General features: G+C 49.9%; 14 protein-coding genes and 1 riboswitch. Of the genes, 3 read left to right on the top strand and 11 right to left on the bottom strand.

Features of this window, described 5'->3' with window-relative positions; all coding sequences use genetic code 11:
* Positions 1–19: 19 nt before the first annotated feature.
* The 8 genes from AC1DF0_RS07415 to AC1DF0_RS07380 form a co-directional block, all read right to left on the bottom strand.
* On the bottom strand, positions 20–925 hold the full coding sequence (locus AC1DF0_RS07415) for a carbohydrate ABC transporter permease (protein WP_442052970.1): 906 nt from the start codon (positions 923–925) through the stop codon (positions 20–22).
* Positions 926–947: 22 nt separating this feature from the next.
* On the bottom strand, positions 948–1,808 hold the full coding sequence (locus tag AC1DF0_RS07410; protein WP_477573716.1) for an ABC transporter permease: 861 nt from the start codon (positions 1,806–1,808) through the stop codon (positions 948–950).
* A gap of 404 nt (positions 1,809–2,212) precedes the next feature.
* Entirely contained in the window at positions 2,213–3,856 is a 1,644-nt protein-coding gene (locus AC1DF0_RS07405; protein ID WP_477573542.1) for an extracellular solute-binding protein, read from the bottom strand.
* A 12-nt stretch (positions 3,857–3,868) separates the two neighbouring features.
* Positions 3,869–6,172, bottom strand: a complete 2,304-nt coding sequence (locus AC1DF0_RS07400) for a helix-turn-helix domain-containing protein (RefSeq protein ID WP_477573541.1) — start codon at positions 6,170–6,172, stop codon at positions 3,869–3,871.
* Between the two features lie 309 nt (positions 6,173–6,481).
* Positions 6,482–7,435 carry a proline dehydrogenase family protein gene (locus AC1DF0_RS07395; protein ID WP_477573540.1) on the bottom strand — a complete coding sequence of 318 codons (954 nt, stop codon included), beginning with the start codon at positions 7,433–7,435 and terminating at the stop codon, positions 6,482–6,484.
* 81 nt (positions 7,436–7,516) lie between these two features.
* On the bottom strand, positions 7,517–8,332 hold the full coding sequence (locus AC1DF0_RS07390) for an AraC family transcriptional regulator (protein ID WP_477573539.1): 816 nt from the start codon (positions 8,330–8,332) through the stop codon (positions 7,517–7,519).
* Positions 8,333–8,427: 95 nt separating this feature from the next.
* Complete coding sequence (locus AC1DF0_RS07385) at positions 8,428–10,152, bottom strand: methyl-accepting chemotaxis protein (RefSeq protein ID WP_477573538.1); 1,725 nt, start codon at positions 10,150–10,152, stop codon at positions 8,428–8,430.
* A complete protein-coding gene (locus tag AC1DF0_RS07380) occupies positions 10,133–11,821 on the bottom strand; it encodes a pyridoxal phosphate-dependent decarboxylase family protein (protein ID WP_442052684.1) in 1,689 nt (562 codons plus the stop codon). Before AC1DF0_RS07380 ends, AC1DF0_RS07385 begins: the two co-directional genes overlap by 20 nt.
* 94 nt (positions 11,822–11,915) lie before the next feature.
* Positions 11,916–12,002, bottom strand: a riboswitch (cyclic di-GMP riboswitch).
* A gap of 286 nt (positions 12,003–12,288) precedes the next feature.
* Between AC1DF0_RS07380 and AC1DF0_RS07375 the strand changes: the two genes are divergently transcribed.
* Entirely contained in the window at positions 12,289–13,467 is a 1,179-nt protein-coding gene (locus tag AC1DF0_RS07375) for an SGNH/GDSL hydrolase family protein (protein ID WP_477573537.1), read from the top strand.
* Between the two features lie 80 nt (positions 13,468–13,547).
* Here AC1DF0_RS07375 and AC1DF0_RS07370 read toward each other — a convergent pair whose 3' ends face one another.
* Positions 13,548–14,576, bottom strand: coding sequence for an endo-1,4-beta-xylanase (locus AC1DF0_RS07370; RefSeq protein WP_477573536.1), 1,029 nt, complete (start codon positions 14,574–14,576; stop codon positions 13,548–13,550).
* 199 nt (positions 14,577–14,775) lie between these two features.
* Between AC1DF0_RS07370 and AC1DF0_RS07365 the strand changes: the two genes are divergently transcribed.
* Complete coding sequence (locus tag AC1DF0_RS07365; protein ID WP_477573535.1) at positions 14,776–15,666, top strand: diguanylate cyclase domain-containing protein; 891 nt, start codon at positions 14,776–14,778, stop codon at positions 15,664–15,666.
* A 42-nt stretch (positions 15,667–15,708) separates the two neighbouring features.
* On the opposite strand, the gene AC1DF0_RS07360 is transcribed toward AC1DF0_RS07365, so the two are convergent.
* A complete protein-coding gene (locus tag AC1DF0_RS07360) occupies positions 15,709–16,725 on the bottom strand; it encodes a sigma-70 family RNA polymerase sigma factor (protein ID WP_477573534.1) in 1,017 nt (338 codons plus the stop codon).
* A gap of 181 nt (positions 16,726–16,906) precedes the next feature.
* Here AC1DF0_RS07360 and dapA point away from each other — a divergent pair, with 181 nt between their 5' ends.
* Entirely contained in the window at positions 16,907–17,809 is a 903-nt protein-coding gene (dapA, locus tag AC1DF0_RS07355; protein ID WP_477573533.1) for a 4-hydroxy-tetrahydrodipicolinate synthase, read from the top strand.
* Between the two features lie 241 nt (positions 17,810–18,050).
* Here the strand turns inward: dapA and AC1DF0_RS07350 are convergent, their stop codons facing one another.
* A complete protein-coding gene (locus AC1DF0_RS07350; RefSeq protein ID WP_477573532.1) occupies positions 18,051–19,556 on the bottom strand; it encodes a glycoside hydrolase family 43 protein in 1,506 nt (501 codons plus the stop codon).
* Between the last annotated feature and the right edge of the window lie 22 nt (positions 19,557–19,578).

Raw genomic sequence — 19,578 nt, 5'->3', positions numbered from 1 at the left:
ATTGATGTCAGGCTAGCCGTTAGCCCTTCACCGAACCAACCATCATCCCTTGCACGAAGTAGCGCTGAACGAATGGGTAGATGACCAGCACGGGCAGCGTTGCCACGACGATGAGCGAATACTTGAGAAGCTCTGCAAGCTGCTGCCGCTCGACCTGCTTCATGGCGTCGTTCAAACCCGCGGCGCTGTTGTTCTGGATAATGATGCTTCGCAAAATAAGCTGCAGCGGGAATTTGTCGGCCGTCTTCAAGTAAATCAACGCGTCGAAATACGCATTCCACTGGCCGACGGCGTACATAAGCACGAGAACGGCAATGATCGGCATCGACAACGGGACGACGATACTCCTCAGGAAGCGCAGATCGCTGCAGCCGTCCATCTCGCTTGCCTCGAACAATTCGTCCGGGATCGAGGACTGGAAGAAGGATCTTGCGATAATGACCTGCCATACCCAGATCGCGTTCGGAATGAGCAGCGCCCATCTGGAATCGATGAGGCCCACTTCCTTGACGACCATGTACGTCGGAATAAGACCGCCGCTGAACAGCAGCGTGAACGTAATGAGCATCATGAGCGCGTTGCGTCCGAAAAACGTTTTGCGCGACAGCGGATAGGCGATCATGATCGTTAACGCGACGCTGATCAGCGTACCGGCTCCCGTATAGAAGATCGAGTTGCCGTAACCGGACACCACCTGCTTCGTTTGGAACAGCACCTTGAAACCTTCCAGCGAGATGTCGACCGGCCAGAGCCATACCTTGCCGGATGTGACCGCCGCAGGACTGCTAATGGAGCTGCTGACGATATAGATAAGCGGATAAAGAACCGCGACGAGCACGAGGCTCAGAATGGCATAGATGATGATCAGGAACACTTTGTCCCCGGCCGAGTCCTTGATTTTATGATTGGTTCTAATTGCAGCCATGGCGCTTATGCTCCCCCTTTCCTTACCAGATGCTAGTGTTCGAGAACCGCTTGGCTAAGCTGTTCATCGACGTAAGCAGAATGAGATTGATCACGGAATTGAATAATCCTACCGCCGTCGCGAAGCTATAGTTTGCGTTCAGCAAGCCAACGCTGTACACGTAAGTTGCGATGATTTCCGAATTCACGAGATTGAGCGGATTTTGCAGCAGGTATATTTTCTCGAAGCCGATCGCCATGACGCTGCCTACGTTGAGGATAAGGACGATCATGATGGTGGGCAAAATACCCGGAAGATCCACATGTACGATTTTCTGGAACCTCGACGCTCCGTCGACCTTAGCCGCTTCGTACAGCGTCGGGTCGATACCGGCAAGCGCCGCCAAATAGATCACCGCCGTATAACCTGCCGTCTGCCAAATGTCCGACCATACATAGATGGAGCGGAACATGCCAGGCTCGCCGAGAAAATTGATCGAATCCAGCCCGAGCGCGTTCATCGCGATATTAACGAAGCCGAGCCTCGGCGATAGGAACAGCATAATGATGGATACCATTACGACGGTCGAGATGAAATACGGGGCGAAGGACACCATTTGCACGACCTTCTTGAACCGACCACTTCGAACCTCGTTCAGCATCAGTGCGAGCAAGATCGGAATCGGAAAGCCAGCCAGCAGCAAATATCCGCTAATGAGCAGCGTGTTTTTGACGAGCGGCCAAAACATCGGATTGTCGAAAAACAAATTGAAGTTTTTCATCCCTACCCACGGGCTTCCCCAAATGCCTTTAATGACGTTGTAGTCTTTGAAGGCGAGCACCGTATTGAGCATCGGATAATACTTGAAGATAAGGAAAAACAGCAGAGGCGGAACAACAATCATATAAAGCTGCCAATGCTTCCTTAGGCTTCTGCCCGCTTCCTCCAACAGCCCACGTTTCTTTGTAGGCTGAGCGGCGCTATCGCCTCGTTTTAAAACCAATTGATCCTTCAGAACGATCCCTCCCTAAGTCACTTGCCGCGATGAAATGATAGCGCTTTCTATACCGCTGATCATAATGGGCAGCAGAGGCGTCGCGGTAGGTACAGTTGCTCATTTTTAGGTACAGTTGCCCCTTTTTGGCAGGTGCAAATGCCCGTTCTGCGTACGTTTTCGTCAAGTATGGTCTGCTTATCGCATTCTCCAGCACTATTGTACTCAAGCGCCAAGCGAGTCATTAAAAAAGAGCCGTCCCGCAAAGTCATATATAGACTTTGCGGGACGGCTCTGATGCCGCGCACAAACACTTATTTCAACGCTGAATCATATGCTTTCTGCATAATCGCCACATAACGGTCCACGTTAAGGTCGTGAAGTCCCTTCACGTAGCTCTCCCAATCCTCGTCCAGCTTCTGATTGCCAGTAATGAACTGCAGCGCGTATTCCTCGACGTAGTTTTTGAGGTTGATCTGCAGAAAGTTGACCTCATCTGCTTCATCCGGATGGATCCACAGCGACTCGACCGACAACACCTCATCCGGTTCATGTCCGTCATACAGCTTCGTCGCTTCCATCAGCCTTCGCTCGTAGCCGTCTGGAGCATAAATATCCATGCCTTGCACCCAGCTTTCGCGATACGTCTTAGGCATATAAAAATGTCCCATCCCGCTCCAATTGGAGTTGTTAGGTTTCTCCCCGTCCTTATCCGGAATGCTTGCGAATACCGGCTTCACGTCCGGATTCAGCGCCAACTCTCCCAGGGCGGGTTTCCGCCAATCGACGTCTTCCATCCCAACCTCGGCAAAAGCTTGGCCTTCGGGCGTATACATATAGTCAACCATCTGAATCAAAGCAATCTGGGCTTCGCGGCTTGCCTTATTCGTGATGACGAACTTCGCTCCCGGCGCCACACCGATTCGGCTGTACGTTGCGAATGACGCATTCGGACCTTGTAAAGGAGCAAGCGGGCTGTAATCGCTCCCCCTCGTATTGTCCGGACCGACGTCCACGAAGATCGCCGGATGCATCGCCGCTGCCGCGCCAAGAAGCTGCTCGCCGTCGTTCTCTCCAATCCGCTTGAAGGCCTCGGCGTTCTGGGTGAATGCGCCCGGATCGATGAGACCTTCATCGTACAGCGATTTGATATAGGCCAGCCCTTCTTTCCACTCCGGCTTGTCGGCTACCGTATCGACGCGACCGTTCGTCAAATGAAGATACGTACGATCGTCGTCATAGATGAAGCCGTTCATTAGAAAAGGGATGACGCGAACGCCAAAATCCTCGATCGAGCCGCTAAGCGGTATTTCGTCCGCTACGCCGTTGCCGTTCGGATCTTGCGTCTTGAACGCTTGCAGCACCTGCTTGAATTGCTCCGTTGTCTGCGGTATTGCGAGCCCTAACTGCTCCATCCACTTCGTGTTCAGCCACATTTTACTTGGATAGGAGCAATGGTAACATTCGCTGTACCCGACCAAGCCGTAAATGTTCCCATCCGGCGCCGTGCTGTAGGCTCTTAGAGTCGGATTCTGTTCCATGGCGGCTTTGATATGAGGCGCGTACTGTTCGATTAATTCGTTCAAAGGCAAGAAGACGCCTTGTTGGCCGTACCTAAGTACGTCCGCTTGCGAGAACTGGTCAATATACGAAGTCAGAATATAGGCATCCGCATAGTCTCCGCTGGCAAGCGATATTTGGCGCTTCTCCCTTGCACCCTCATAAGGAACGGCAATCCATTCAAACTTCGCGTTGAACTTCTTCTCCAGCTCCTTCGAGAAATCATTGGTTGCAAGATCGAACCAAGTATCCTGCTGGGCGAATACGCGGATCGGAACGGCATCGGCATCTTTGCCGCTCCCGTCCTCCGAACCGCCCTTATTATTTATATCCGTACAGCCTCCTAGAATAAAGGGGATCAGCAATACGGCAATGAGCCGAATGAAATACTTCTGCAACTTGCTTCCCTCCTATCCGTCCAGGGCGGACTGTCTGAATACGCTCGGCGATACGCCTCTTACCCGCTTGAAAGCCCTTCGGAAAGAGTGCGAACTGTTATAGCCTACTCTGGAGGCAATCTCGTCAACAGTCAATACTTCGTTATGAAGCAGCTCGGCCGCTTGCTCCATCCTTACGTTCTCTAGATAATCAGACAGATTGACGCCCGTCACTTCCTTGAACAGCTGCGAGATATATTTCTCGGGCCGTTCCACTTGCTCGGCTACCCGATATAACGTCAGCGCGGAATCCGTATAGGCCGATTCAATATAATTCTTAATCTGCTCGATCGTCCGCGTATGGCTATCGTTCTTGCGGCTTCGAACAACTTCGCATAGCACATTCATAACGGCAGCCAGCTCGACTTGAATCGCTTCCAGAGGCTCTGCCGGCTGGATGGCGATAATTCGGTTCTTCATTTCCTCGAACGATTCCGATTCGATGAATACCTTCTGGTCGAGCAGCTTCAGGAACGTTCCTTTCATTTCACCCGCCAATTGCTGCTTCATCTCATAGGAAAGCTCCCTATGCACCGTATTTTGCGAAATGATCGTATGCAAAATCCGCGCTGCTTCCTCCTGCTCTCCGGCACGAACGGTGCCGATCAAACGAAGCTCCAGCTCGAGCGGATAATGGTAGGTGGAGCTCTCTTGCCTTGTATCCTCGAACCAGCTCAGTTCTTTCCTGTTCTGATGTACGGCCACGTCCAGCGTCTGCTTCGCCTGCTCGAACGACTGGCTCACTTCCGTCACCGCTTGGAACATGCCGCCAAGCGCTACGGTCGTCGAGATCCGGTACTCCTCAAAAGCAAGCCGCGATATGCGATCCAGCGTCATCGTCACTTCATCCTTGCCGATCTCGACCGCCGTCGGTTTATCCATATAGGCAAATAGGAATACAATCTTGTCTGAGCCGATATCCGTCATGCGGACCGAGCTTCCGGTGTCGATCAAGGCCTGCTTCAAAATAAGACGAGCCGCGTTCAGCTCGTTCAGAACCTCGACGTTGTCCATCAACGAGTAACCGTTCACCTGCATTATACCGACATACCCCGTATCGCCGGTCAATCCGGCGTTCGCCTGAACGGCAGCCGCTATAATTTCATCCCTCGTCTGGAACTCGCCCGCAAGCAGACGCTTGAAGAAAGCGTCTCGCACGAGCGGCGCTTGCCGATGCAGCTCGGACTCCAGCCGTCTGTTATTCGTAAGCATCTGCGAAATATTGCCGTGCAGAAAATCGTATTCGTTGCGTTCCGATTGCCCTTCTTGCCCGAATTGCTCCTTCATAACGCCGACGATCCGAATAATCGGAGCGCTGTTCCGGTACGAAAGAAGCAAACCCGCCGCGACGCCTACGAACAGCGCGACACCGGTTACGGACCACGTAATGTATTTGATCTGGTTCGCGCTCTCCATCAGCACATGCCTTGGAATACCGGCTCTGTAGACCCAATTGGTCGAGTCGGAGCGAATCGTAATGACGAGATCGTCTTCGTAAAATTGGCTCAGCTTCTCCCCGTCGAAGCTGTCGTCCGCCGATAGCAGGCCGACATGGGCTTCATCCGTACCCTGCAAGCCAACCGTATGTCCGTCCGCGTCGGAAATATGAACCCATCCGCCGTAACGGTCCGTTATGCCGGACAGTAAATCGGTAATTTTCTGCTGATCGATGATTACGACGACGACGGCGGGCGACGTGCCCGTGAAGCTGTCGAGCGGAAGAGACTGCATATAGGTCACGACCGAGGTTTCGTTCTTATTGTCCATGAACGGGCTTAACGGTATCATCTCGCTCCGATGAGTTCCTTCTAGAACCGTGCTCTTCCACTTCTCGAACGGCATATCCTCGTAATGATAGCTTTCATAATAATGCTCCGGCCGAAAATAAGCCGAACCCGGCGTCAAAAGTACATTATAGTTGCTCAAATAAACATAATAATGCTTCAGGAAATCATTCGTTTGGCCGAACGTGAGGACGTTCCTCATCATTTTCCAAATCCCATACACATTGGACGCGTCGCCCGATCCGTTCTCATTCATCAAAATGTTCAAATCCTGGTTGATCGCAAGCTGCCTAGTGAAGCCTTCAACCTCTGCCATACGACGTTCCAATAGCTCCTTGCTCTTCTGGAGCTGCGTCACGCTGTTCTCGATCGAGACGGATTCCGTCACGGTTATCGCGGTCTTGTACGACATATAACCCGCAATGCTTGGAATGATCAGAATAATGATGTAAGAGATGAGAAACCGTCTGAACACCCGTGAATATTTAGGCAAGGCAAGGCCTCCTTCCGGTTCAACATTGAGAGCGCTATCATAACTAATTATACCTCAAATCGCAATACTGCTAAGATAAAAAAACAACTGTCCGCTACAGTTGCTTATGATGGATTAGGCAGCAAACCTCAACTCATCTACTTCTTGAATAGGATACCGACAGTCACCTGTTCCGTAAAGGTACAATCGCGGTTATAGGCGTACCATTTCCCGCCTTGCCGCACGGCAATCGCCTAGGGTACGGCGATATTCGGCCCATAAAAAAACCAGCCACTCTGAAGTGACCGGTTTTTCAATATCAAACACGATTCAAATGCGTTTACTCACAATGTCGATTACCGCACGGTACAGATTCGGCGGGTACTCCGCAATCCGGTGGCACAGATACAAATACCATTCATGGCCATATGGGAGATAGATTCTAACCGAGTGCCCGTCTGCCTGCAGCTTGCTTCCCAGCTCCGGACGAATACCGTACAGCATCTCGAATTCGGCATTGCCATGAGACAGCCACCCGTTCTTCAGCACTTCATCCACAATCGCTTCATCATGGGTAGCAATCGATACGTAATGGCCTTGGCGAATGGCGCTTTCCACAAGCTCCAAATAACGTTCATTAAGAGCAGGAGACCGATGGATTGCGCGGTCTTCCGGTTCTTGATAAGCGCCTTTCACGATCCGTACACGACGTGGCGAATCAGCTAGAGCTTCCAAATCCTGCGGCGTTCGATTCAAATGAGCTTGCAACGTAATGCCTATGCTCGAATAAGTTGCTGCAGCGCTTGTGTAGACAGATAGTATATCCTCCGTCTTGCTGGACTCTTCCATGCTGATGAATAACTCAATCTCCGTTTCTACAGTTCCGGCATAGGCTGCCACATCCATCAGATGGGAATAAGCAAGCTCCTTATCCAACGAAAGCCCGATATGCGACAGATCGAAGGATACGCGAGCTGGAAGTCCGGCCCGCCCCAAATCTTGAATGAGCGCCTTCATCTCCGCAGCAGCCGCTTCGCATTCGTCAGCATCCGTCGTATTTTCACCGATATATTCGATGGAAAACTTATACCCTTCCCGGGCCAGCCGGCGGCTAGCGGCAACTCCCTCTTGTCGGGTTTCACCCGTAACATACCGAGAAGCGGCTTGCTGAAGCAGCATATAGAGCTCTGGTGTCCGCTCTACGTAAGCTTTCAGGTCTTCACGGCGAGCGATTGACTTTAGAGCCGCTGAAAATTGTTTTTCCAAATTCGATTCATGGTGCATACAACATCTCTCCCCTACTCAAGTTCCTTCCATTGTACGGAGTAGAGGGATGACGGTATTGTACAAAATTGCTCTTTGTTATTAAGATGACAACGCGTAAGAGTATGGCGTTGCTCCTACAATCCTGCCGAACGTTCTCGCAAAATGGCTCTGGTCATAAAATCCCGCATCGGTTGCAATGTCGGCAATCGGTCGCCGCTTCATCAATTCGGCCTTGGCATAATTAATGCGCAGCAGATTCTGATAGGCATGAGGAGGCAGATGATTCCATCGTTTAAACAACCGAATGAGATGAAATCGGCTTATTCCCGTTACGTTCTCGAGCTCCTCCATCGTCAGCTTCTCTGTAAAATGCTCATGCATATAGTCCTGTACAAGCTTGACGTACTTCTGATCCTGCTTGCCTTGCTGTATTTCATGCACCAAATCTGACGCGTTCTGACTAACGAGATCATGTATCAGCTCAATCATAGCCGTCTCGATTTCAAGAGGAGAACCGTTTCCCATAAAAGCCTCCATCGTTTGGTTAATGCGATAGCGACAGACTCTATTTTTGTCCTCGGCCAATAGAAACGGGATATGAAGCTGATCGCGCTCCCGCTGTTCAAGGTCAAGCTGCTCTAACCAAGCCTGCTTGACGAAGAGCATTTTGTAATTCCACTCCATTCCCGTCTCCGGCTGGCAGGCATGCAGCATCATCGGCGGAAAGCTGATTGCCTTTCCATCCTCGACCCGGTGCATGGTTCCGTCGCACCAAGCGTTCGTCACGCCTTTATCGATCAACCCGATCGAATATTCCTCATGAAAATGTTTTTGGTACGCTAGATCGCTCTTCAGACATCGCTTAGCTTCCAAGAAAGGCAGCGCCTCATGGCGGTAAAAGGTCACATCAGACATGTTTCGAGTCCTCGTTTCATAAACAGAAAGTTTCTTCGCAATAAAAAGCCCTCCCGCTCGAAGGCGGAAGGGCTCAGCGTGCTCGAACGATACTACTACAGCTTAAACGGCTTTACCGATTCGTTCAAGTCAACCGAAAGAGACGACAGCTGCTGGATGGCAGCCGATATTTCCTGCATGGACGCGCTTTGCTGTTGAGCGGACGCAGCAACCTCTTCCGTGCCGGCTGCCTGCTCCTGCGTGACCCCGTTAATTTGCTGCATGGCATCCGTGATGCGTACGAAGGAATGCTCTACCTTCTCCAGCGAGCCGGACATATGGTTCGTGTGGACGGTAAACTCTGAAACGCCCGAATATATATGCTTGAAGTTTTGGTGGGTACCGCTAATCCAAGAATGGCCAAGCTCGACAGCCTTCGTTCCTTCTTCGATGCTTTGCTTAACCAGATGGCTGTTCGATTGCGTGCTCGAGACGAGCTCGTTAACGGACAGCGCCGCTTGAGCGGACTGCGTTGCCAGCTTCTTGACTTCCTCGGCAACGACCGCGAAGCCTCTTCCGAGCTCGCCGACCCGTGCCGCCTCGATCGAAGCATTAAGCGCAAGCAGATTCGTCTGCGTCGATATTTCGGTTATAATGCCGATAATCTCTCCGATTTCATTGGAACGTGTCTCCAGCGCCGCTGCCGCTTGCTGCGACTGCTGCATCGCCTGCTTGATCGTCTCCATTTGTTGGAGGGTACGATCGACAAGCTCTTGCCCCTGCTCCGATTGCGAATGGACCTCGGACGCGATTTCTTGAATTTCCTTCATGCCTGCCGATACTTCTTTGATGTCGGTATCAATGTTATGAATGCTCGAGTGGCTTTCGGATACGCTCTGCACGATCTCCGTAATGCCTTCTGTCATTTTGCTCGTCGATTCGGCCACCTGCTGCGCGCTATTCGTCGATTCATTCACGGATTGCTTCAGATGCTTGCTCGTATCCCCGATAAGGGCGGACGAAGCGATGACCTGCTCGATCAATGTTTTTAAGCTCGTAATCATGATGCCGAAAGCGGCACCCAGCTTGCCGATCTCATCCTTGCTGTCGATCGAGAACTGGCTTCTCATATCGCCGGCCGCTACTTTCTCGGCTGCAATCATCAGTTTGCGAAGCGGATTCGTAATGATTCGGCTAATAATAACGGCGATCACGCTGCCGACTACGAAGACGATGACGGAAATGATAATGGTCATCCAGTTCGAGCTGGATGCAGTCTCAGGCACAACGGAAGCATCGAGATCGATGCCCAAGATGCCGTACACGGTGCCGGATTTATCGGTCAGCGGCACGAAGATAGATTTATGCGTGCCGTATTCATCGTCGTAAATCGGACTGAACATCGTTTTCTTGGAAGCAATGGCTTCCCTCATTTCATCAGTAAACGGATAAGCGGTTCCGAAGTCGTCAGGGACGCCCGACAAAATCAGAATCCGTTCTTCATCCTGGGTATTGGATAAAATATAAATGTTCTCCAAGCTATGAACGGTCTGGAGCTTCTCGAGCTCCGTCTTGATTATCGCGTAGTTCGGATCGTCCGCCCCTGTCAGTTGAATATCGCTTCCCGGAATGGCTGCGAGCGTGTTCGACGCGATTTGAATATCCGTCGCGAGCCGCTTATCGAATTGCTCCAGAAGCTTCTCCGAGAGGTTGCTCTGCGTCATATAGCCGGACAGAGCAAAGGCTACGCATGTCACGACCTGCAGCAGCAGGATGCTGACCGAGATTTTGACAGCAAGATGTTCTCTGAACCAATTCAATTTAAGAATAGATTTCTTCATGGTTGTTCTCCTTCGTGGATAGCCGATCAAAAGCGGCATACGTTTCAGCGATTTTTTGTTTCAAATAGTGAACGATTGCACCGACATCGGAAGTTTGCGTGTACGGAGAGATGACGAATAACTTAGCCGCATACAGCGCAATTTGACCCGCCCGGTCCGCGGTTGGCACGTAGAGATGCTTCTTCGTATCTCCGAAAAACATTTTTCCGCGGTCTCTGCCCAATATTTCGAACAATAGCTCGTTCAGCTTATTTTCGCGCTCAATCTCCGCATAGCTGCGGAGCCCCTCGTATTCCGCGTGATAGCCGTTTTTACGATCTGCATACAAACGGAACAGCGTGATAATGCCCGGATTTAGCGGATTGACGATGACGGCTTCGGGAACTTCGGCAGCCAACGTCTTCCTGAACGCTATATTGACTTCGACGAATTGGGCGAGCAGCTTCTGATAACCTTCGATGCCGAAAGCCGTTAGCGCGCTTAAAATACTGATCGAGCTGCCCATTCTAGAGCATTCCAGCGTATAGCTCGTATGATAATCCCCATAACCCCGATGTCCAACATACGGCGTTTCATCCGGCTCCAAATCAAGCAGCTTGAGATCGGATGCCCGCTTCACAAGGAATAAGCTCGTGGAGTACGGCGTTTGACCGAGCTTCTGGAAGTCAAAGCACAACGAATCCGCCAATCCCAAATGCTTCATTCTCTCCCTTATCGCTTGAAGCGCAGATAGTGTTTCAGTATCGAATTTATGTAGATTTCCTTCAAAGTCGTAATCGTTAAAGAAGGCAAAAAATCCGCCCAGCGCTGAATCCGCGTGGATATGCGGCCTTTGAATGCCATGCTTTGTCGCTAGTTCCTCTGACACAGCCAAGATTTCCTCGACATTATCGATGCCCATCGCATCCGTCGTCGCTGTCGTTGCCACAATGTACACAGGGACGCCTCCGCTTAAAATAACGCTCTCCACTTTCTCTTCGAGATCCCGAACATCCATGGAGCTGTCTTCTCGCGTACGGATTTTGATCAGGTTATTGCTGCCCAGACCCGTTGCTTCCATCGATTTGAACAGGCTGTAATGAGCCGCTTCCGAGCAGAAGGCAAACAAGTTGTCAGGTACGCCTGCTTTTGCAGCTTTGGCGTCATATTTATTAATGGCTAGTCGAAGTCCCGTAAAGATGGCCCCTTGCCCGCCCCAAGTCGTATATCCGCCGCTTGCCGTAGGGTCATAACCAATCAGCGCCGACATCATGGCAACGACTCTGACTTCGGCCTCCGCTCCGGCAGGTCCGTATACGTCCCACAAGTTATTGCCATTCACCATAAAAGCGGTGAGCATTCCCATGATGCCCGGAATACTGGCCATGGGCAAAATATTAGTCAAAAAGTATTTCGTATGGTAGGGATGACCGTGCAGAAGCTTGAGCAGCTCGCCGTTCACTTCATTTTGCGTGCTTCCGCTAACGGGAATGCGGCTGTTCTTCGTTAAATCCTGATAGAAAGTAGCTCCTCTATCTTTCGTTCCTTTTAAATTAACGGAATCGGGATCCTTTAAAGCATCGACCCCTTCTACGATTTGCCTGAATAGTGCTATAAGATCGTCTCGTTGTCGCTCGTTGCCGTCGTCGCTTGGAAATAAGGTCCGGATATTCATCTCTTGCTCGCTCATTGTCTCCACTCTCTCCTATTTCGTTATTCTCTCTTTTTTGTTGTAAGCAAAGAGGCATGCCTATGGACGACCATAGACATGCCTCTGCTAAATCTTTTGCAACTGGCTGACATTTCTTTTTGAGAAGTAGTCCCTATAGCTTTGCGTCTCTCGTCTTTCGACGGATTTGCATTATGTGATTTTAGGAAAGTTCATCGATACAATTAGTAAACATTTACAGCGAATAGGAACATTCTACTATTTTACATTTCAGAGATCAATAGATTTGAAATAGAGATTTCGTTAATTTTTTTAAGAAATCATCATTTTGTCACAATCTTCCTTTGTTCGATATTGTCGACCGATTATATTTGGTGCAATATTCCTGCTACTGCCAATCTGTTCAACCCCGATACAGCTATGATTCAGCAGGTTTTCTTATCCTCCCATTCGTTTTAAGATCATATTTAAAAGAGAGGAGATTATCTATGACAGACGAAACATACAACGATTTAATTGCCAAATCGCTATTAAACAAAGGAAACAACAGGAGATTAAAAACCGCTATCGAAAAAGCGAAAAGAGGCGAAGAGATTACGATTGCCTACATTGGCGGCTCCATTACTCACGGCGCGGGAGCCAATCCGCTCCATACCGACTGCTATGCTCATCGGTCATATTCCACCTTCAAGTCGATGTTCGGAAAGGACGGCGGCGATTCTATTCGTTTCGTCAAAGCTGGACTCGGCGGCACGCCCTCCGAGCTGGGGATGATTCGTTATCAGAGGGATGTTCTGAGAGATGGAGCCGTACGCCCTGATATCGTCATTGTGGAATTTGCAGTCAATGACGCCGACGACGAAACGGAAGGGAGCTGTTACGAAAGCCTGGTATTAAAAGCACTGACTGCTGACAACGCTCCAGCCGTCATCCTATTGTTCAGTGTGTTCGAAAGCGACTGGAATTTGCAAGATCGGCTTGCGCCCGTTGGTTATCATTATGAGCTTCCCATGGTAAGCATAAAAGATGCGGTGGTGGACCAATTTCAGATAACCAAAGACGAGGGGAACATCATTACCAAAGAGCAATTTTTCAGCGACATCTACCATCCGACCAATGCAGGTCATACAATCATGGCCGATTGTCTAGGCTGGCTGTTCGCCGAAACCGACCGTTCCGCCATGGATCATGAACATATTGTGATCGACAAGCCGCCGGTAATCGGTAATGACTTCGTCCATGTCCGTTTGTTGGATCGGGCCAACGGCTCTAGCATAGCCAATATATCGGAAGGAGGCTTCGACGCAATCGATACCGAACTTCAAATGGCGGAGATGGACGACCATCCGTACGGCACGCCTCAATTCCCTAACAATTGGATGCATACGGCAGATTCGAGTAACCACAACTTTACGATGACGATTCGCAGCAAAAGTCTCCTCTTGGTCTACAAAGATTCAGGAAGCGACGATTACGGCAGCGCTAACATTTACGTTGACGGCGAGATTGTGAAAGTCGTCGACCCACAGGCAATCAAATGGACCCATTGCCATGTAGTCATCTTGTATACGGAGCAAGAATCGCGTGAGCACACGGTGGAAATCGAGATGTCGCCCAATCACGCGTGCAAAAGGTTTACGATCCTCGGCTTTGGCTTCGTATCCTAACGCGGGGAAACGAAAGACGGCCTCCTTTCCCTAATATAGGGATGGCGGCCGTCTTTCACTGTTTACCGTCTCACTAGCTATTAGCCTTCAAGCGCTTCCGCCGTTTGGCTAATCACTTTGTAGTACGAGCCCTTTGGCTGATGCTTCGTGTCGAACAGCAACGGCCAATTCTTACGACCCCTAACCGGGAATCCATCCAGCCACGTATAGTCATCAGCGGCTCCCCAGAACGTAACGCTTGTCAGTACATCGCTATATTCCCGGAACAACTGGAACATATCACCGTACCTTTCCTCCTGTAACTGCATCATCTCAGCCGTAGGAGTGGTAAGATCCGTGCGTCTGTCTTCGAAGGCAAATACCGATAAGTCCATTTCCGTAATATGCAGCTGCAGTCCTAGCGACGCATATCGTTCGATAGCTGCACGAATATCGTCCAGCGTCGGATGCGTCAGGTTCCAGTGCGCCTGAAGGCCAACGCCGTGGATCGGCACGCCTTTTTCCTTAAGCGACTTGACCAGCGCGTAAATTTTTTCTCTCTTAGCTGGCACTGACTCGTTATAATCGTTATAAAAGAGTAACGCGTCAGGATCAGCCGCATGTGCGTACTCGAACGCTTTGGCAATAAAATCATCGCCGATAATGTCCAGCCACTTGGACGGACGAAGGTGCTCATCTCCACTGTCAGACACTGCTTCATTCACAACGTCCCATGCATAGATTTGTCCCTTATAACGCCCAACTACCGTTTCGATATGCGCTTTCATTCGTGCAAGCAGTGTATCGCGATCAACTAAGCCGCCCGCACCGTTATCAAACACCCAATCGGACGTTTGGTTGTGCCATACGAGCGTATGCCCTCTTACTGCCATACCGTTCGTTTTCGCAAACTCCATTAATCGGTCCGCTTCCTCGAACGTATACCGCTCCTCGGCCGGGTGCAGCCGTTCGAACTTCATTTCATTCTCTGCCGTTACGCTATTGAAATGCAGCGCCAGCAGCTCGCGCTGCGAGACAAGCGTCTTCGGATTAACGGCTGCGCCGATTCGAAACTGCTGATCGAACACTTCGTGCAGCTTCGGTGTTTGTGCTGATGTGGATTGATTCATGAATGATTGCTCCCCTCGTTCGATCCATCGGTTATTATCGTTGCTCGCGTATAGTTTAGACCTTGCATGCGCTGCAAACAACCCGTCGAAGTATAGGAAACGCTTTTGGAAAATAATAGATTGACTTTCCCATAGGGGGAGGGTTTATCGTTAGGTTAAGCAATTCCGGCCGGAGTTCTTTATGAAAGGGTGTCATCGATTGAAAATTGGTGAATTCGCCGTACAAAACAACGTTACTGCTAAAATGCTGCGTCACTATGACGAGATCGGTCTGCTGAAGCCGTCGGCGATCGATGCTGAAACGGGATATCGTTCCTACGATCCGAGCCAATCCCATTTATTGAATTGGATCGTCATTCTCAAAAATCTAGACTTCTCCCTTACTGAAATCAAAGAATTGATAAACGGACCTGTAGATAGTAGCATCATCGTTCATCAATTGATTCGTAAGCGGATCGAAATCTCATCGCTGCTTAATGAACACATTCAGAAGAAAATCGCAATTGATCGGCTTATCACTATAATCGAGAAAGAAGGGTTTGATATGGATAAAAAAATAGATTTATTGCATATCGAGCAGTCTGCAGCCCATGAAATCAAAAAAAACATTCCCAATATGGAGATGTTTCTGGAGGCAGCCGCCGGCATCACAGCCTCATGTTCGTCTGACGATAGCCTCTCCGTCTTTCGCTTTGATATCAGCCACTTCAAGCAGGTGAACGACGATTACGGCTTCGAGGTAGGGGACAACGTCATTGCCTCTTGTTATCAAATCATTGAAGCCAATGTCCGTGCCGGCATAACTCAGGCCGCTATCGGCCGTGCTGATGGCGATGAATTCATCGTATTCGCAATCGCAAATCACCAAGCGATCACTCGTGTCGCGCAGTCCATAGTCGATGATATGATAGCCTTTGATTTCAATAGCATCGGTTGTCCGAAGCAAATGGGTTGTTATATCGGCGCATTAGTCGGCTCTGTCAGATCGATTGCGGAGATTCGTAAGGTCATCGAAGACTCTATTGAAACCATTAATGAAGCGCGGAAAGAAGGACCAAACTCGATCGCTATCGAATCGTGCAAGCTTTAGAAATTGCGAGGCCCCCTTCCTGTTAGAAGAGGGCCTTCGTTCTTATTTGTTATTCGTATAGTTCTCTAATAAATCCTGAATGGATATCCCATTAATCTTAAGTCCCGATATGTCGCAGTCTTTAATTTCCACGTTGGAAAGATTGCAGTTTGTAAAGGATGTTCCGGTTAATTCACAGTTCTCGAACGTATTGCTCTTGCCCTTCAGCCCGATATCGTGAAAGTAAGCCCCGCCCATTGCGCAGTTTCCGATCTCGATATCCCACAAACCTACTTCAATGAATTTGGCCTGATGCATGTTGATATCGTGGAATAACGTTTTGCTCATATTGATATTATCGAAGCTAGCGCCTTCTAAATTAATGTTAACAAACTTCGTTTTGTACATGTCGATATCGTCAAAATCGCTCTCGCCCATCGCCACGCGGCGAAATTGTGTTTCGGGCATTCTTTCGTCCTGAAACACCTTCTTCTTGAACTCCTCGTTCAGCTTATTCTGATTCAGATTTTCGTTAACCATGCTGAGCATCTCCTTCTTTAATAACGTTCTCGATCGACGAAGTCTGCTCTCTACCGCTTCAACGGACAGACCGAGGAAATCGCTGATTTCCCTGATCTTATAGTCATCGATGTAGTAGAGAATCGTGACCGTACGGTTAGCTTCAGTCAGGTTGCTAAGCGCTTGCCATACCTCGTTTCGAAGCTCTTTCCTCAGCCATGTATCTTCGGCAGTTTCATGCATTTCATGTTGCGGCATATTCTCGTTATGTGCCGGGTCGTATACGGACTCGTTTTTGCTCGACCTCAACCAGTCCAAGCACTCCCTATTCGTAACCGCATACAACCAACTGCCCAGCTTATCGGGTTCTTTAATGCTGGACAATTTTTTGAAAGCTTTGACGAACACTTCCTGCGCAATATCTTGCGCCCTATGGAAATCGCCTAGCTTACCGTACGCTGTCCCGTACACCGCATTCGCATATCTGCCGATTAAATCGCTGAATGCCTCGTTATCGCCTTTGCACGCCCTGCCCACCAACTCTGCATCCGTAACAGACAAGTTGCTCCTCCTCAAATCGATCTATATATAAGACGGGAGTTCATTGAAAAAACCGTCGCGATCTCAAAAATTTTTTTCTACTCTTCTTCTATTATACAAAAATATGGAGCGGTTATAGAAAGCAATAGATTGACAACGAATTCGAAAGCAAGTATGAATAGTAGCAAAGGAGTGACTAACTATGGATTTGAAAACCATTCTGCCATACAGCGTTGCCATGATAACGCCATTTGACGAGGATGAACGCATAGATGAGAACGGCGTTGTGGGCATGCTTGAATATTATGAGGCGAATCATGTACCGGCTTTGCTCTTAAGCGGATCGACCGGCGAACAGCATTCATTATCGGTGGAGGAAAGAATTCATCTCTATCGGACCGTCAAGGGCGCTGCCCGCAGCAACTTACCGCTCTATGCCGGCGTAGCAGCCGTACGAACCCGCGATGCTGTAAAGCTCGCAGTGGAGGCTGAACAAGCAGGCATCGACGCCATTATGCTCGGTTTCCCGCCGTATGTACGTCCGAATCAGAGGGAAGCTGCATTGTATGTAGAGTCCGTATGTTCCGCGACCTCGCTGCCGATTATGCTGTACAACAATCCTATTCGTACTGGTTTTAACCTCGAACCGGACACGCTGTTTAGACTAGTCGACCAATTCCCGCAAATTATCGCGCTTAAAGAAACCGGCGATTTAAGCCAGGCTCAGCGCATACGCGCCATGCTTGGCGACAAGCTCCAGCTGTTCTCCGGCATAGACCTGACGTTTGTCGACTATTTTAAGAAAGGATATGACGGCCTCACGAGCGTTGCCGGAAATTTATATCCGAACGAGATGAACGCCATCGTAACTCGCTTAAGAGAAGGGCAACATGAGCTTGCCGATACGGAGCTGAAACGGCTTCAACCGGTATTGGAGAAACTGGGACAGATCGGATGGGTAAGAGTCATTCGTCATTTGTTCGCAGAACAGGGGCTCATCAAGCCTGCTTGCCGTGAGCCTCTTACTCCATTGACCCCAGAAGAAGTCGATTTGCTTACTAATGTGCTGGAGAACAGCAGCTATAACGGCATTTCGGGCAACTAAAATGGGAATTACACCGTATACGCTGATTTAGTTTGATTTAGGAACGTTAACGAGGCGTTTTTCGCTTTATGGTCAAAAAAAGGGCGTGTAGTTTGACAAAATGTCGCTATTCACTCTCTTTTCGGTAATCGTCCTATTTAGTTCAACAAAATGCCGTTACGCGAGCCTAGTACCCCTGCAAAGAAAAAACCGCAATTCGCTTGGAATTGCGGTCTGGCTGTCGAGCACGTAATAAACGATATTATTCAACCGCTTCGTAATCGAACCAGTCAAAGTGCGCCGGCGCTTCCGATTTCTTACCGTTACCTGTTGCGTACAAGGCGAAAAGCACGCCCGTAAATCCGCCCGCCACTTCTGTCGATAGCAGGGACGTTTCGCCACAGCCGAACCAGAAAGGCGCTCCATCACCATAGGAAAAACCGAATTCGTATTGCCCCCGAGTCGCTTTCAGATGCAGCACGATCGAATCGGAAGACCAAGGAGCTTCGCTTTCGATTGCCTGGAGGCTGCCCAACTTTCTCCGGAAAATAACTTTGCGGACGCCGGCAATTCTCGTCACGGCAATTTCGTAATGGAAACGGTCATTCATGTATGCCGTAATGCCGGCTTCCTCGCCGTCGCGCTGTGGAGCAAATTCCATATGCGCAGACACGCTGCAAACAAAGTGCTGCTGTCTTCTAGCGACGAAGGCAGGCGCTCCGATTTCATTCAGCGTCGTCTCGTTGCCCCGCAGTGTCAAACAGCTTTCCTTCTCGCCCAGCGACCAATTATCCGGATTAGGCGAACGCATAAAGTTCCAGCATGGAGCAAGGCTCGAAGACTCGAAATGCTCGCGAACCGGCACAACAGCTGCTGGCTGCAGCGGAAGATTGCCTGCCGGCATCGTCTCGCTTACCGTCCCGTTTTCGCCGATAATCGGCCAGCCGTCCTTTGTCCATGTAACAGGCGCAAGGAACGTCTCTCTGCCTAGATGATGTTTGTTCGGATAACCATGCGGCCGAATGCCTAGAAATACGGCCCACCAATCTCCTTCGGGCGTCTGGACAAGATCCGCATGCCCCGTAGCATGAATGGACTTTAGCAAGCTCCGATGGGTCAAAATCGGATTATGCGGACAGCTTTCATAAGGCCCGTCTGGCCGCTCGCTTCTCGCGATCGTTTCCATATGGCCGTACTCGGTGCCGCCTTCGGCAATCATAAGATAGTACCAATTGCCGATACGATAAATATGCGGCGCTTCGGGATACTGGCCGCCTGTTCCCGTCCATAGGAATGTTGGTTCGGACAGCCTCCGGCCAGTCTTTACGTCAATCTTGCTTTGATAAATGCCTTGATTGGATGAAGATGTGAAATAGACCGTTCCATCCTCATCGAAGAATAGTTCTGGATCGATACCGGGATGATCTACGAAAATCGGGTCCGACCATTGTCCGCGCGGATCATCCGTATGCACGAAGAAGTTGCCGCCAGCGGTAACATTCGTCGTCACCATGTAGAATCTGCCGTTATGCTCGCGGATCGTCGGCGCGAATACGCCGCCGGAGCTGGGCGCACGGCTCAGATCAAGCTGCTCCGGCCTTGTTAGAACATGGCCAAGCTGCGTCCAATTCACCAGATCCTTGCTGTGGAATAAAGGTACGCCAGGGAAATATTCGAAGGAGCTCGTTACGAGATAATAATCATCGCCAGAACGGCACACGCTCGGATCAGGATGGAACCCGCTTATAACTGGATTTTTATAATTCATGCAAGCACACTCTCCTCATTGG

Source organism: Paenibacillus sp. 05T425 (assembly GCF_056396205.1).
This window is presented reverse-complemented; position numbering and strand designations above follow the sequence as displayed.